This window comes from Streptococcus australis (genome assembly GCF_047463015.1).
In the GTDB taxonomy this organism is placed as follows: Bacteria; Bacillota; Bacilli; order Lactobacillales; family Streptococcaceae; genus Streptococcus; species Streptococcus australis_F.
In genome coordinates this window covers 86,878-103,073 of sequence record NZ_JASHER010000003.1, presented here as the reverse complement: position 1 = coordinate 103,073, position 16,196 = coordinate 86,878, and the positions used below count along the sequence as shown (strand labels likewise).

Annotated in this window: 15 protein-coding genes; 1 reads left to right on the top strand and 14 read right to left on the bottom strand. The window is 39.5% G+C overall.

Annotation, left to right across the window (positions count from 1 at the left end; genetic code table 11):
• From QM873_RS04190 to QM873_RS04175, 4 genes are all read right to left on the bottom strand, one after another.
• Positions 1–567, bottom strand: a complete 567-nt coding sequence (locus QM873_RS04190) for an aminodeoxychorismate/anthranilate synthase component II (RefSeq protein ID WP_129821930.1) — start codon at positions 565–567, stop codon at positions 1–3.
• Entirely contained in the window at positions 564–1,919 is a 1,356-nt protein-coding gene (gene trpE, locus QM873_RS04185) for an anthranilate synthase component I (RefSeq protein WP_414278863.1), read from the bottom strand. The genes QM873_RS04190 and trpE overlap by 4 nt, the downstream gene beginning before the upstream one ends.
• 490 nt (positions 1,920–2,409) lie before the next feature.
• Entirely contained in the window at positions 2,410–3,447 is a 1,038-nt protein-coding gene (locus QM873_RS04180; RefSeq protein ID WP_414278862.1) for a M42 family metallopeptidase, read from the bottom strand.
• 325 nt (positions 3,448–3,772) lie between these two features.
• Entirely contained in the window at positions 3,773–4,375 is a 603-nt protein-coding gene (locus tag QM873_RS04175) for a hypothetical protein (RefSeq protein WP_120701793.1), read from the bottom strand.
• A 235-nt stretch (positions 4,376–4,610) separates the two neighbouring features.
• On the opposite strand from QM873_RS04175, the gene QM873_RS04170 reads away from it, so the two are divergent.
• Positions 4,611–5,306: a VIT1/CCC1 transporter family protein gene (locus QM873_RS04170; protein WP_120701792.1), complete on the top strand. Its 696-nt coding sequence runs from the start codon at positions 4,611–4,613 to the stop codon at positions 5,304–5,306.
• A 28-nt stretch (positions 5,307–5,334) separates the two neighbouring features.
• Here QM873_RS04170 and QM873_RS04165 read toward each other — a convergent pair whose 3' ends face one another.
• From QM873_RS04165 to QM873_RS04120, 10 genes are all read right to left on the bottom strand, one after another.
• Entirely contained in the window at positions 5,335–5,874 is a 540-nt protein-coding gene (locus tag QM873_RS04165) for an NADPH-dependent FMN reductase (RefSeq protein WP_123160439.1), read from the bottom strand.
• 147 nt (positions 5,875–6,021) lie between these two features.
• The gene (locus QM873_RS04160) at positions 6,022–6,873 is read right to left on the bottom strand and encodes a VOC family protein (protein WP_120701790.1); all 852 of its coding nucleotides are present in this window, start codon (positions 6,871–6,873) and stop codon (positions 6,022–6,024) included.
• 149 nt (positions 6,874–7,022) lie between these two features.
• Positions 7,023–8,624, bottom strand: coding sequence for a type I restriction-modification system subunit M (locus QM873_RS04155; RefSeq protein ID WP_219074432.1), 1,602 nt, complete (start codon positions 8,622–8,624; stop codon positions 7,023–7,025).
• Between the two features lie 21 nt (positions 8,625–8,645).
• Positions 8,646–8,939 (bottom strand): helix-turn-helix domain-containing protein, encoded by a 294-nt coding sequence (locus tag QM873_RS04150; RefSeq protein WP_021144391.1) that lies wholly within the window; start codon positions 8,937–8,939, stop codon positions 8,646–8,648.
• The gene (locus tag QM873_RS04145) at positions 8,929–9,294 is read right to left on the bottom strand and encodes a type II toxin-antitoxin system RelE/ParE family toxin (protein WP_414278861.1); all 366 of its coding nucleotides are present in this window, start codon (positions 9,292–9,294) and stop codon (positions 8,929–8,931) included. The genes QM873_RS04150 and QM873_RS04145 overlap by 11 nt, the downstream gene beginning before the upstream one ends.
• A gap of 229 nt (positions 9,295–9,523) precedes the next feature.
• The gene (locus tag QM873_RS04140) at positions 9,524–11,377 is read right to left on the bottom strand and encodes a DUF4435 domain-containing protein (protein ID WP_414278860.1); all 1,854 of its coding nucleotides are present in this window, start codon (positions 11,375–11,377) and stop codon (positions 9,524–9,526) included.
• A 9-nt stretch (positions 11,378–11,386) separates the two neighbouring features.
• A complete protein-coding gene (locus QM873_RS04135) occupies positions 11,387–12,553 on the bottom strand; it encodes a restriction endonuclease subunit S (protein WP_414278859.1) in 1,167 nt (388 codons plus the stop codon).
• Between the two features lie 28 nt (positions 12,554–12,581).
• Complete coding sequence (locus tag QM873_RS04130; protein WP_414278858.1) at positions 12,582–14,279, bottom strand: ATP-binding protein; 1,698 nt, start codon at positions 14,277–14,279, stop codon at positions 12,582–12,584.
• Entirely contained in the window at positions 14,272–15,597 is a 1,326-nt protein-coding gene (locus QM873_RS04125) for an SIR2 family protein (protein WP_414278857.1), read from the bottom strand. The genes QM873_RS04130 and QM873_RS04125 overlap by 8 nt, the downstream gene beginning before the upstream one ends.
• Positions 15,590–16,189: an HNH endonuclease family protein gene (locus tag QM873_RS04120; RefSeq protein ID WP_414278856.1), complete on the bottom strand. Its 600-nt coding sequence runs from the start codon at positions 16,187–16,189 to the stop codon at positions 15,590–15,592. Before QM873_RS04120 ends, QM873_RS04125 begins: the two co-directional genes overlap by 8 nt.
• Between the last annotated feature and the right edge of the window lie 7 nt (positions 16,190–16,196).

The following is a 16,196-nucleotide window of genomic DNA, read 5'->3' as shown; positions in this document are numbered from 1 at the left end:
CTAGTCTAGGACTAGCTTCACAAAATTTTCGATCATTTTTAGACCATCTGGACTGCCGATACTCTCAGGATGATACTGAAGTCCGTAGATGGGCAGGCTCTTGTGTTGAATGGCCATGATTTCTTGGTCGTCCGTGGTAATGGCCGTAACCTCAAATTCTTCTGGCATTTGGTCAACGACGATAGAATGGTAACGCATGATGGGTACATCATTCTCGATATCTTTGAAAATGGGAGATGGCGTTTCAAAGGTAATCTGGCTTTGTTTGCCATGCATGACATTCTTAGCCAAGCGCAACTTACCGCCAAAAGTCTCCGCCAGGGCTTGGTGACCCAAGCAAATCCCTAACATAGGTTTTTTAGCTGCAAAGTCCTTGATCATGGCTTCCATTTTCCCAGCATCTGCCGGCCAGCCTGGACCGGGGGAGAAGACGAGGGCATCTGCCACCTCCGCCTGCTCATATAAGCGCTCGTCATCATTTCGCAAGACCTCAACCTCTGTAAAAGTTCCCAGGTATTGGGCCAAATTATAGGTAAAGGAATCATAATTATCCACTAATAAAATCATTGAACATCTCCTATTCTTGTCATCGATTTTGCTTTGTTAATCGTCTCGTAAAATTCATTCTCCGGAACACTGTCATAGACAATCCCTGCTCCTGCTTGGACATAGGCCTTTTGATTTTTGAGGATCATGGTTCGGATAGCAATGGCAAAGTCCATGTCCCCTGTCGCGGAGAGGTAGCCGATCGCACCCGCATAGACCCCACGTTTTTCCTGTTCCAACTCATAGATCCGACGCATGGCCCGAATCTTAGGAGCTCCAGAGACTGTTCCCGCTGGTAGTGTAGCCTTAAGGGCATCCAGGGCTGTTAGGTGAGGAAGGAGTTGACCCTTGACCACACTGGTCAGGTGCATGACATAGCGGAAATACTCGACCTCCATATACTTGGTCACTTCGACCGTCCCATTTTGGGCGTTTTTCCCGATATCATTGCGTCCCAGATCCACCAGCATGCGGTGTTCAGCTGTCTCCTTGATATCGTGGAGGAGTTCATGAGCCAGAGCTTGGTCCTCTTCTTCCGTCGCTCCACGAGGTCGAGTTCCGGCGATCGGATTCGTCGTCACCTCTCCTTTTTTCACAGATACCAGGCTTTCCGGACTGGCCCCAATGATCTGGTAGTCTCCAAAGTCATAGAAATAAAGATAGTTGGACGGATTGGTCACGCGCAAATTTCGGTAATAATCCAAGGGATCTCCCTCGAAGTCTGCTGAGAAGCGTTGACTGAGGACACACTGGAACATATCGCCTTCGCGGATCAGCTTCTTAGCCTGATCCACCATCTCCATAAAAACTTCCTTCTCAATGTGGTTGCTGAACTGCAGAGCCTGCAAGGCCTGAGGGGTGAACTCATTGGGCGCTTGGGTTTGCAGATCGGTCACCACTTGCCCCAGTGATTGACGGACTGTATCATTGCTCCGACCAGAGTAGATATTGTCCTCCACCACATAGACTTTTTCCTTCTTGTGGTCAAAAATCACATAGGACTCGTAGATGAAGAAATGCATGTCTGGTGTCCCGATCGTATCCTGAGGAATCCGTCCAATCTCTTCGTAAACCCCGATCATATCATAGCCTGCAAAGCCGATAGCTCCACCGGCAAAAGGAAGATCAGACGTCAGCCCCTTGACCGTTACCTGGTGTAGATAGTCAAAAGGATCTTGCTCCAACACCTTGCCATTCTCATACAGGATCCCATCCTGATAGACCACCTCAAATACTGGATTATAGGCCACGATAGAAAAGCGGGCGTTCTCCTTCTCGCGCGGGATTGACTCAAGGATGACCTTATGGTCACCTTGGACACGCATGTAGGCTAGAATGGGGGTTAAGGTATCAGCTGGTAAAATTTTTTTCATAGGAATTCCTTTCTTTTCCTAGGGACGAAGCGATGCAAGTCCTGATCCAATCACATCCAATACTCTTTAAAGTTAACAACTAGACCAACTTCAAAAGAATACAAAAAACCTCACAGAGTAACACTCTGTGAGGGCATTAAATCGGGTTTAACACGGTACCACCTCAGTTAATGGTCAAAAGGGTAGAAAACGACCATTATCTCTATCTCCTCTAACAAGGAGTTGCACGATAAGGGGTGCCTACCGAGAAGAATATGTGTTATCTTCTCCTACTCTAAACAATCAGCCCAATGTTCACTAGCTCCGACTACCTGCTCACAATACCCGCAGGCTCCCTGAAAATCTTAGACTAGTTACTTTCTGATTTACTACATATTTTACTACATTTTTTAGGCTTGTCAAGAATTTTTTGACAGTTTATCCTAAAAAATCTGCCTAGACAGCTTGTCCAAGCAGATTTCATCCGATTTTTTAAATTTGAAAATGACCCCTATTTCACCAAGTCACTCTTTAGATAGGCATCGACCATGCGCTCTGTCGCCACCACTGAATCCACATGGGTCCGCTCATAGGAATGGCTAGACTCGATCCCTGCTCCGAGAAGACCATGCTTGACTTCTGCTCCTGCACTCATGGCTGCGGAGGCGTCGGATCCATAGAAAGGATAGATGTCCAGTTTGTAAGAGATATTTTGCTCCTTGGCCAAGGAAACCAAGTGTTGGCGGAAACCATAGTGGTAAGGACCCGAAGCATCTTTGACACAGATAGAAACTGTGTACTCGTCTGTCTGCTGGTCATCTCCCATCGCCCCCATGTCCACTGCTAAGTATTCAACCGCTTGAGCTGGGATGCTAGAGTTAGCCCCATGTCCCACTTCTTCAAAGACAGAAAAGGCAAAGTGAGTCGTCACTGGTAGGGTCACGCCTTCTTCCTTGTAGACGCGAAGGAGATTAAGCAAGATGGCAGCGCTGACCTTGTCATCCAAGTGACGAGACTTGATAAAGCCTGTATCTGTGACGATGGTCCGAGCATCAAAGCTGATAAAGTCTCCGACTTCAATCCCCAAGTCACGGGTTTCTTTTTCAGAGGTCACTTTTTCATCCAAGCGCACTTCCATATTGTCCTGAGTCCGCTCCACAGTTCCCGCATCCTTGTAGACGTGGCAAGAGGTTTGGTGGACAAGAATAGTACCCGAATGTGTCTTTCCTGTATTGGCCACATGGACGGTACAGTTTTCCCCTTCGATCATGTTCCAAGGGAAGCCACCGATGCGATCCAGCTTGAGACGACCATCTGGTTTCACAGCACGGACAATCGCTCCCAAGGTATCCACATGGGCTGTGATGTAGCGGTGTTGCTCGTCATTCTCACCCTTGAGGACAACGGTTACGCCTCCCTTAGCTGTCCGAACAGGGCTGTAGCCCATGTCTGTCAAAGTCTTGACTAGATAGGTAGCCACTTCTTCTGTAAAGCCTGTCGGTGATGCGATGGCTGTGAGTTCTTTTAGATATTCAACTGTTTGATTCATGAATTTCTCCTTCAATAATCTGCTAGTACGATTATAGCACGACTGCCCCTAAAAGACTAGCTCAGATAGAAAGCAAAAAAAGGCTGGGATAAAAGTCCTAGCCTCTCAATTGTCTTTGGATAGTCGAGCAAGACGCAGTGGTTGAGTGGGCTCTACTACGCTGATTTCATCAGCTTTTACAGCCCTACTCAACTGTGCGGAGGTGGGACGACGAAATCGAACTCTAACGAATTACCGATTTCTGTCCCACTCTCTCTTTCTTTATTTCTTTTCAGATCCAATCTACAGCTGAGGAAACTGAGTCCCCACAGAGAAGACAGGGGCCTTAGCTACTCAAACCTCCAACAAACTTATAAGCAGTTACCAAAGCATTTGTCATGGTATCACGGGTTGCTTTGAAGGCCTCAATAAAGGCTGCACGGTGCTCTTCTGGGAAAAGCGTTGTATCATCTCCAAATTGAGTAAGAGTTTCATTCACAGAAGCCAACTCTTCATCCATCTTCTTGATACCAGGTTCCAAGGTCTTGAAGTAAGATTCTTGTTCAGATTTTGGCAACTTTTCACCCAATTCATTGGCATGCTTCTTGTAATTTTCAGCTAGTTTTGCATAAAGTCCCTTGATATCCCCGATTGTTTTCGCATTTTCAATTTCTTGATCCGTTACCAAAACAACTTCTGGAGCTGTTGCTTGAGCGCCAGAGCCTGAAGTAGACTGACTAGAAGAGCTGCTTGTATCATCTGTCAATTCAAATTTCTTTGATGAAGATGATTTCTTCTTAGATGAGGAAGACTTCTTAGAAGAAGATTTCTCCACCTTGCTTGAAGACTTCTCTGAAGAAGCCTTTGGTTTTGCAGTTTGATTTCCCGAACATGCGACCAAGGTCAAGACCGAGAGAAGGGTAATACCGCTTGCGACTAATTTTTTCATGGTTGACTCCTATTCATAATTCATTTATAGAATTATATCTAAAATTATTTCGATTGTCAAAGCATTATAATATCTTAGCTCCTTCTGCTGACGGTACATTTTTAAGATGAGATAGACCTTCTACCCATTATAGACCTTTCTTAAATTGTCGAACTTTTATCATTTAGGACAAAAGTCTTGCAATATTACTTAACTTTAATTATAATCATTCTAAATAAGGAATCAGGAGACAAGTATGACTGAAACAAAACATGGCCTTGATGCTTCTTTCAACGACCGCTTAAATATCTTACGGGCTGGAGTGCTCGGTGCCAATGATGGCATTATCTCAATCGCTGGAGTTGTTATCGGGGTTGCCAGTGCGACCAGTAACCTCTGGATCATCTTTCTCTCTGGTCTCTCTGCAATTCTAGCTGGTGCCTTCTCTATGGCGGGTGGTGAATACGTCTCTGTATCTACCCAAAAGGATACAGAAGAAGCTGCTGTGAGCAGAGAACAAACCCTTCTGGATCGCGATCCAAAGGCTGCACGCGACTCCCTCTATGTGGCCTATATTCAAAATGGGGAATGTGAAACGGCTGCTCAAATCATGACCGAGCGGGCCTTTCTCAAACACCCTCTCAAAGCCTTGGTGGAAGAAAAATATGGCCTGGAGTTTGAAGAGTTTACTAATCCTTGGCATGCGGCCATCTCGAGCTTTATTGCCTTTGTCCTCGGATCTCTTCCTCCTATGCTGTCGATCATCCTCTTGCCAAAAGAAATCCGGATCCCAGCAACGGTGATCATCGTCGCCCTTTCCCTTCTCTTTACTGGCTACACCAGTGCCAAGCTAGGAAAAGCTCCTACCAAGCAAGCCATGATCCGTAACTTGGTCATCGGACTACTGACTATGGGTGTTACCTATCTCTTCGGACAATTGTTTAGTATCTAAAAAAGCTGAGACAGAAGTCTCAGCTTTTTTACGCTTCCAACAAGGCTTGGGCTTGTTTTTCCAATCCTGCGATTGCTTCGTCTGTCAAGACCAATTCACCTGTTGTCCAAGCTTCTGGGTTAACGGTTGTTCCTGTGAAGTCTCCCACTACTTGTGTACGAACGAATGGCAAGAGGGCTTGGTAAGCCGCAAACATTGGCTCGTGTCCTGCATTAGCGACTGAAGAGACTGTTACGATCTTGTCTTGGAGGGCAGATGGACCACGAGTTTCTGATAGGTCAAGGGCACGGCTGAACCAGTCGATCAAGTTTTTCACCACACCAGGAATAGCAAAGTTATAAACTGGTGAGAAGATCCAGATAGCATCTGCCGCAAGGACCGCATCACGCGCTGCTTGCACTGCTGGTAAGGTTGGAGTTTCCAAATCTTGGTTCATCATCGGGATGTCCTTGTAGTCCAAGTAAGTCACTGTTGCTTTTCCTTCAAGAAGGCTTTCTGCTTTCTTAGCCATTTGGTGGTTAAAAGATCCTTGACGAAGGGATCCGACGATAAATAAAATGTTTTTCATAGTTGTTTCCTCCTTCTGTTGTAAGTTTATTTATTACAAAAACTATTATACATGGCCTAGATGTAATGTCAAGAATTACATCTTGAAATATCACTAATTTTTACTATTTCTGTTTTTTCTCTCAAAAACCCTAATTTATCAAGCTTTCTAACCCTTTCTAACTCGAGTCACGATCCCATCCGGATCTGTAAACGCGAGCTCACTTGAGGTCAGCCAGGTGACTGGTGCCTCCTGCTCTTTTGCTCGCTCTGCGATGGCAACCAAGTCTTCTTTCTTTTCTACGTGGACGATGTAATAGGCTAGGCCAGGAAGCTGTGCTTCACGTTTAGCCAAGTGCTTGCCACCCCACTCATTGACTGCCAGGTGATGGTGGTAATCCCCAGAAGCGATCCAGCTGGCTGATGGGACGGTGAACTTATCCGACAGGTCTAGCACCTTCTGATAAAAGGCTGACGCTGCTTGGCTATCTCTCACAGAGAGGTGAATATGACCCATGCGGGTAGCGGACGCAATCTGGAAGGGCTCCACCTTGCGGCCCATCTCATAGATCTCTTGGGCAGAGAGCTCCTCCGTCACGCCAATGATACGACCATCCTCACGGATATCCCACTCCGCAACTGGCTTATCCCGGTAGAGCTCAATACCGTTGCCCTCTGGATCTTCAAGATAGAGAGCTTCGCTGTAGCCATGGTCAGCAGCCCCGACAAAGGGAACCTTCAGCTCAGCCATATGCTTGAAGACATCCGCCAAGTCCTCCCGACTAGGTAGGAGAATGGCCATGTGGTAGAGACCGTAGCTAGCCTTAACAGGCTCGGTCCGAACCGTTTGGATGAGATGAACCAAGGGCTTGCCTCCAGCCCCAAGAAGAACTTCCTCCTCAGTCTGAGACAAAATCTCCAAACCCAGAATCTGGGTGTAAAAAGCGGTCTGACGGGCCAGATCCTTCACATTGAGGACTGCTTCTGCCAAGTAAATCTTGCTATTGTATGCGTAAGGCATAGGTGTCTCCTTTTCGGTTTCGTTTTTTGTTGTAACCTTTTTTATTACAACATTATACACTCTTTTATAAAAGAAGCAAGAAAAACAACTCGACAGAAAACCCTCCTTAGAAAACTAAGGAGGGAATTGTCTGTTAAATGTATTAAGAACTACCCCTTAAACTCTTGGACAAATTTCTTGAGTTCGGCATCAGCTTCTGGTGTCGTTCCATGAAGCTGGCTGAGCATATCTAGAAGAGAGGCTGTCTGGGTCTCGATAGTGGCATTGGTTTGGTTGATCTTAGCCACGATCTCTGTTAGTGGTTCTACTTCTTCTTCCTCAAAGGTATCCACATAGCGTGGGATATTGAGGTTGTAGTCATTCTCGACGATCTCCTCAAAGCTAGCTAGATGGGCAAACTTATCCATGTCCTCTCTACTCTTATAGGCCTTAAGGATCTTCTCGATATGGGCATCCGTCATGATATTCTGGTTCTTGCCCTTGTCAAATTCCTTAGAGGCATCGATAAAGTAAACGTCCCGATTGGTGCGGTTCTTCTTGAGAATGATGACCGTCGTTGGGATGCTGGTATTGAAGAAGATATTGGCAGGAAGACCGATCACCGTATCAATGGCCCCTTCTTCCAGCAAGGCCTTGCGAATGGTTCCTTCAGCATTGCCACGGAAAAGGACTCCATGAGGAAGGACGATGGCCATGACTCCCTTGTCCTGCTTGAGGTGGTAATAACCATGCAAGAGAAAGGCAAAGTCTGCCTTGGACTGAGGCGCGAGCTTGCCAAATGGGGAGAAGCGAGGATCTTGGAGAAAGCCGGAGCTTGCGGACCACTTGGCTGAGTATGGTGGGTTCATAAGGACTCCATCAAAGTTGGTCGGCTCTTGAGTCGGCCAGTCTTCGTCCAGCGTATCCGCATTATGCAAGAACTGGTTTTCCACCGGGACCCCGTGTAGGATCATGTTCATCCGTGCTAAGTTATAGGTTGAGGTATTGAGCTCCTGACCAAAGTACTGGACGGTTTGAGGCTGGTGAGAAAACTTCTTGGCATTGAGCAAAAGCGAGCCTGATCCCATGGTGGCATCGTAGAGGGTAAAGCCCTGCTCGTCTTCACGCCCTAAAAAGGCAATCTGGGTCATGAGCTTGGCTACAGGCTGGGGAGTATAGAACTCTCCTGCCTTCTTACCAGAGTCGGTCGCAAACTGACCAATCAAGTACTCATAGGCATCTCCGAGCATATCACCCGCATGACCTGCCACATCCAGCACTGCCAATTCTTTCATAACGGCAGCCACTAGCTGGTTTTGCTTTTGAGGTGTCGCTCCAAGTTTCTTAGAGTAGAGATCAATATCCTCAAAGAGATTCTCATAGAGGTCGTCACTCTGCTCGATATCTCGGAAGCCCTGAGCTAGATCTTCTAGCTGAAAGGTCCCTTCATTGACCCGGTCCACCAAGGCCGTAAAGGTCAAGTCTGGCTTGATGACATAGTTGAGCTCATCAGTAATGACAGAGATCAAGTCCTCTTGAGAGTATGGATCCTCATAGTAGGATCGGTAAAGCGCCAAGGCTTCATCTAAGCTCTCTGTCTCCTCCTCCATAGTCTCTGCCACGAAGAAGAGCAACTTATCTGAGAGGTACTTGTAAAAGATCATCCCCAATAGGTAAGACTTATAGTCATTGGCATCCATTTTAGAGCGGAGCACATCCGCTGAGTTCCACAGTGCTTGGTAGAGTGCCTGGGAGGTTTGTGTTGTTTCCATAATAGTTCTTTCTGATTTCTTTTAGACCTTTTCTTGTTCCAGTGGGACGACAGCGAGGGTCTTGCCCAGACTGGCTAAGACTTTCAAGACCGTATCCAATTGAGGACTGGTCTTTCCCGTCTCCATCCGAGCAATGACCGGTTGGCTGACCCCACTAAGTTCTTCTAGTTTCTTTTGGCTAATGCCCTTTTCATGCCGAGCTTCGATCAGCTCTGTCATAATCGCGACCCGCAGATCACTTTCCAGGATTTCTTCCTTGGTGAAGAGCTCTGCTCTCACATCTTTCCAATTGCTGCCGATGGCACTATTCTTCATCTCTTAGCCCTCTTTCCTTCAAATCTTGCAACTCCCGCTTGGCTTTCTCAATCTCTCGTCTAGGTGTCTTTTGCGTCTTTTTGACAAAAGGATGCAGTAAGACAAAGCTCCCATCCAGCCAAGCCACGAATAAAATCCGATCCCGCAAGGGTCTCAACTCCCAAATCTCCGCATCCAGATGCTTGATGTAGGGTTGGCCAGCACGGGTTCCCTGCTGGCTCAACAGTTCAATATAGTCGTTGAGCTTGTTGAGTTTGATCCGGCTGTCCTTGCTATCGTGGCGAGCTAGCTCCCTCATATAGTCCAAGACCGGTTGATTCCCCTGTTTGTCCTTATAAAAATAAATTTCGTGCACTAAGCAACCTCTTTTCGAATATATTATAACTTTAAAGTTATTAAAAGTAAATACTTTTAAGTTATTAAATACTAAGGAGCACCCTTTGAAAGAATCAAAGAGGCTCACTTATACTATTCGAAAAAGACTGTGCTTATGGATGCTGATAAGGTTATTTTAAAGGTTAGATAAACATATCTTGTAAGAGTTTTTTAGTGTTTAAAGTGAGGATTATAATAAACTAACACCCTTAATTATTATTAAGCAAAGTTACAAGTTCACCAAAATATTTGTTTCTCAATAATTTTTGCAACTCGGGATTTATTGTAATCCTATTTATTGACTTATTTTTAAAGTCGCGAGTGATTAGATCATCCCCTAGTTGATTGATAATCTCATTTTTTAAGTTACAAACCTTTAAAATTGATGCAAAATCTGATGAAAATATGCTTTCATCAACAATAGAAGTTATATTTTTAACTGTTGAAGTTACATTAAATCTAGTTACTAAACCTTCTAAAAATTCTTGAGCATCATGTTTAGTTGGTTTACTCTTCTCTATAAAATGACTTTCCATAAATTCATCAAGTTTCTTTTTTAAGGCGATACTTACTATCTTCTCTTTATTTTCTATACACAAACTTTTAATAGCTTCTTGGAATTTATTTAACTTTTGCTCTTTATCCAGATCATCAGATGCCAAAACTGACTTTACTATTGCTTCATCCACTAGAAGCATCTCTATCTCATTAAAAGGAAGTACAAAAATATTTTTCTTTTTATATTTTACAATTTTCGCCTCTTCCATCCAATCAAAATCAATAATTCCATAGGCTTTATTCCCATGAATTTTGTTTAAGTTATTATAAGCCTTAGTATGCTGGATGACTTGTTTATGTCCTTGTACTGGTTTTACAAAGCAAAATTTACTGAATAATTTAGAATAGATTTTATAATCTATACTAGTTTTAGTACCCTCACAAAATAGTATTGGTTTCCTTGTACCAGAAACTTCTGTTAATAAGGATAAAGGAAACTCTTGAGAATCTTCCAATCGTTCATAATCTAGGTCATAAGGTGCTTCAAATTTCTTGCACCACATATAGGTAGCATTGGTTCTTGATTGAACAAAGTCCATATTATGTGAAGCAAAAACAAATTGGCAATCAGATCTCTCTAATATGAGCAAATCCCACAATTCATTATAGACAGCAGCGTTTAAGAAAGTCTCAGGTTCGTCAATAACAATATAGCTATTTTCTGGAGCTAAAAGTACATTCCCAATATAAAACAATATACAACGTTCTCCATCACTAAGCCCATTTATACTATATTTAGATCCATTTCTTACAACTTCTAAAACTCTATTATCAGGTTCAGGATTAAATGTTATTTCTGGAAAAATTTGATTCCATATTTGTTCCACTCTGTCTAATAAAGTTAAAGGTAAATTTTTTTCTTTTCTTGATCTACGAGTAACTATGTTTGTGTAGTCTTTTACCAACAATGTTATTAATTTGGTAAACGTATTTGAAAAATCGTTTTCAATCTTTGTTGGATACAAATCAATTGTTTCATATTTAAGATCGACTTCTTTTAAATCTTGAATATATCTTTCTCTAGAAATTCCATTACGATCATGGATATTTGAAACAAAATATAACAATTTCTGGGCTGGTAAAACATACATCTCATCAATACTATTCTTCCGTAATTCATTAATAAGACTAGTTTTCCCTACTCCATTAGCCCCTATAATAACAGTAGTAGAATCTATTTTAGCAATAAAAGAGAAAAGTTTAATAACTTTGAAATTATACAAAATTTGAGGAAAGATAGAATCATACAGATAAATTTCACCACCAAAACAATTGTAGATGCTTTCTAACAAATTATCACGTAATGTTTTGTACCTTACCGTTACATCATTAGAGAAAACTCCTTCATTTAGCTCATCATTTATAAAAGAAATCAGTTCAGATAGATAATTATCTACTCTACTATATAGATCTTTTTCATGATCAGCTATCTGACTCAAGTTATCTTGAAATCTTTCTCTTTCAGATTCTAACTTTTCAATTAAATCTGTTTTAGAACTGTACATAACTCCTCCTTAAATAAACATATCCTGCAAGAGTTTCTTTTTCAGGGTTTCCAGTTGAGAAATTTTTTCTTGGTGAGAAGCGATGAGGTTGTCGAGGTTAGAGAAATAGGCACCGATGGCTTGTTGTTCAGGAAGAGATGGTATAAGTACTTTTTTCGATAGTAATTCCACTTTAGTAATACCCTTTATTGATGTCCCTTGAAGTTGAGTAACCTCCTTTTGAAGTAATCTATAAAGTAAATATGCTGTGAATTCTATATTTGATTTAAGATTTGAGAATGATAAAAAATCCTGACTTGTTGCGTATTCATGACGTATCACTGCTAACTTCCCAACTCCAACTCTCGTAACAACCGCAATTGAATCCTTTGGTATTATTTTGGCTGATGAATTTTTTAAACCTTTCTCAGAAATACTTTTTTGAACTTTAATTTCAAATAGACAATTTGTCTCTAAGTCAGATGATTGAATCCAAGGAATATCCCCATCCCAATATTCCTGAACATTTGTTTTTGGAGTGCCACCACTTTGAAAGTCATCAGCTAAATAATTAATTTCAAGAAGCTCCCACTCACCTTTAAATCCATCCAAACGAATCTCAGGAACTGTCTGACCAGCTTTGGGAAACATCTTGGAGAGCATGGTCGCCTTGAGAGATTGGTAGTTGGCGAGATTGTCCTTGTAGCTAACCAGAAGGTCGTCGAGAGTGCGGAAGAGGGAGCCAATGGTTGATTGTTCGTCTATTTCTGGATGATACACTTTGTAGTTCCCAAGTTGAGGAGCTGTTAGTTGAGGAACTCCCGTAGACTCATTTAAAATTCTCATTGAATTAATCTGATTTTCAAGATAATCAACATCAATATCTTCCGATTGAAGAGTCAGAAGTCTAACAATTGGAGTGAAATTTTCATGTCGGGCTACTGCATATCCAACATCTCCGCGACCTGTAACAGTCACTGCAGGAGCTTTCACTTTATAATCGTCATAAAAACCAACGATTCCTTTGTTTGTCAAAGCATTTGCAATAACGGGATATTTCCCACTTTCCTTCAATCTTTCTTTATCTACATCACCACCAGCAGATATTTTGACTATATCTTCAATTTTAGCTTCTTCCCAAACACTATCAAATCTGTTAAATCTAATTTTGGGATTTTTTCTATTCTGATTTTTCATTGTCACTTCTTCCTGACTCTTTTAACGCTTAAGATTTACCCTTAAATTTCACTTGTGGAGTAACTGTTATATCTATTTCACCTTCTCCATCAACATCCACTTCAACAGGTATAGGGTATAACTCACCTACTATGAATGCTGTCCCAGTCGGTAAATATGAAAACCTTGTTAACTGATTTTTATTTATATAAGGTATAGTTTTCAGAAGATATTCTAAGTCGACATTATTTTTAATTCGATGAATTAAATAATTATTGCATTGAGAAAGAACAGTTGAAGATAACTCGCTCGGACGCTGGCTAGATAACATCAAGAAACAGCCAAATTTCCTACCCTCACGAGCTATCTTTTTAAAGACTTCAACTTCACCAAACAGACTATTTTCGTTTAATCTTGATATATATCTATGTGCTTCTTCAAAAATAAACAAATTGACATCTCTATTTGTTATATCTATTTCAGAACTCTTTTTGAACTCTTTTTTTAATATATAAGTGGTAAAAAACAACAATAAATCATCATCTAAACCCGAAACATTATAAACCGTAATTTTTGATTCATTAGCACAATCATCTTTTTTTAATTTAAACAAGTTACCATATCTGAATTGAATGTGTTTAATTCTAGTTTCAAGGGTTGCTGAATACCCTCTTGCTTGAGTATTCCCCTGACTTTCTTCTAGTAGAAAAACAAAATTCAAAGCTTCAAATAAGTCTTCAAAACTTTTTATTATATAACTAGCATTCTCAATTTCTTTAGTTATTTCTGAATGGCTTACATACATTTTACTCTTTAAATTAGATTTGAATATTGTTTCATCATTACTGCCATTGAAGTTACCAAATCGAGCATCATACTTTGTTGTATCAATACTTGTATTCTGTAGGATTCCAATGATTTTAGCTCGTTTAGCTACAGCATCAGATTGTTGATTATGATATAAGTTATAGGCTATAAAACAGCTTAATTTTTCTCTATCTAATTTGTTTTCTGATAGACAATTAGCCAATTTCAATGCTGTTTGAACTACAGGCAACTGTACAAGTTCTGATGGTTTTATCAAATTCAACCAATCTTGCAACTCTAATGACTCTATTTTTATCGAAAAATCTTTCAACACATCAATATTATTTACACCGTCTATCTGTGAGTATTCATTATGAACATCAAAAATATTTAAATATAAATTACTAGTTTCTTTAGTTGCTATTTCTTTAATTATTTTTCTAACTGTTGTCGATTTACCTGATCCGGTATTTCCTAAAACAGCAGAATGATGAGTAATCAATTTATTTAGATTAATTTGCGCATCATATTTATCTTGGATAGTTCCTAATAAAATTGATGCTTCTCTTTTCTCAATAGAAAATACCTTCTGCAAATCCTCATCACTTGATAAATAGACTCTATCTTGTAAAAAGGGATATTTCTTTAGATTAAAGTTAATTTTATCGTTTTCTAATATTCCTACAGGAACACATTCAAATCTCCCTACATAGTCAAACTTTGATTTTTCATCATTAACAATTTTAATTTCCTTGTCTTCTACTCTAACAACTTGGTAAACAAATTTATCTCCAAATTGACTTTTTATAGTTACATAATCTATGACTCCTTGGGTGATATAAATTTCCCCTTTAAAATTGTAAATTAATTTTTCAAAGTCGCTAACTTCAAAAATCAATCTGTCATATGAGACTGATACTACTCGCCCAATACTATTCATCTAAACCTTCTCCATCTTGTTCTGATTCAACCTTTGGAGCATGATTTATTATTTCATCAACAATATAGTTAAAGTAGTGGGCTTTTACTCCATCACAAGACGTATCTCCTCCAATTAAATGAAATCCATCTTGAGTCTTAAATTCATCAAAAAATTTCTTCATATTGTCTTCTGATTTATTACCAAAAACAATCAAAGTAAAATCTTGATGTTTTAGATTTTGCGAAATGATGTTATTAATGTGCTCGTCCGGAAAACCATATCCCATAACAATAAGGACTGTATTTGGAACTTGAAGTACATTTGCAAACTCTCTAAACAGTTCTGAATATGGAGCTTGTGCAGTTTGTCTATGCTTTAACATTGTTGGATAAATAATAATTTCTTCATCACTCTGTTTAAAAAAATCCTTTTGGATTAATTGCCCACTTTCATCAGAAGTCCAATTAATTGAACCATGTATTTTTAATAAATTAGCTTCTTTAGAAGTAGGTTGCCATACATCCTTATATCTATTTGTATCGTCTACTACCCGTTGCTTAAATGAATTTACATTAAAGTTTCTATATAAATTATTCTCAAAACCTGTTGAATAAACAATGCGGTTGCTTTCTAATGAATATTCATTAAACAAATCGTAGTTCGTTGTCACTATGTTGATTTTATTACTCAACTCAGTTCTATATTTAAAAACAGATTGATAAAATTTATTATAAGTATTTATTGTTTCACTATCTTTATATTTATCATCATCCAGAGATGGTATAGTTTTTAAAAACTCACTTTTCAAGGTTCTTATCACTTCTTTTAAGTTCTTATTATTTGGTTGGAAACTTAAACCACTCTGTAACCAGTTGAGTAAACTTTCAATATCTGAAAAAGATTTATAGATATATTCTTCTATTAAATCCTGATATTCTTTAGACAAGCCCTTTAAAAAATTAGCGATAGTACCATTACTTGATTTTATTTCCTTAAGTAAATCATCAACCTTTTTACTTTCATCCTTTGTTAGCCACTTCTTACATGATTCTAAACTTTTGGTTAGATAATCCAAATCTTTAGCATTTATAAACTCTTTTACTTTTTTATAAACATTTTTATGACTCTCTAAAATATTACTCATCGTTTTATTCATAAGCGGAATTGCTCCTGATGAACAACCAGAACCTATGAATATGACAAGATTTTTAGATACAAAATATTTATTGATGAATTCTTTGAGTTTAATGATTTGTTGATTTTTATCTAACCCTTTTAATATATCCTTATTATTTTTATAATGATAGATTTTCCCATTTACACTATTATTACTCATTGTTCAACTCCATATTCTTCATTTTCAATACTTTTTCACAATAAGCATCAAAATGATTATCAATAATGTCATTTAAATCATTTGTTAAATCACTTGTTCTCTTATCAATATCTGATTTCTCAAAATTATCTCTTTTAAAAATTTCGTTAATGTAAAACTTCGACTCATCCTTATCAAGTAATACTTTCTTTTTTTCTACAAAATTTTCGTTTGATATTTTTAAATTTATATCTCTATGTAATAAAGTTAAATTTCCTAATTTATTCTTGTCAGAATCTCCCGGTTCAAATTTACTTTGAGGTATGATATGTTCCAACTGCCAAATCAATTTACCTGTATGATCTAATTCTGTAAAATCAATTTCATTATTACTCTTAAACTTCTCAATGCTGATGAGTAAAAATCGCGTAAAATATGTATGAGTCCCACGATAATAATTATCTCTGTCTTTTGAATCATCTCGAACAAATTCCAGAATTACTTCTTGATAACTATTCAATTTTTTATAGCCGTGTTTATTTGATTGTTCTTCAAAATACTTTCGGAAACTTTTACCGAATACAACTTCAAAACTATCTAATAATTTATCCACGTTATCT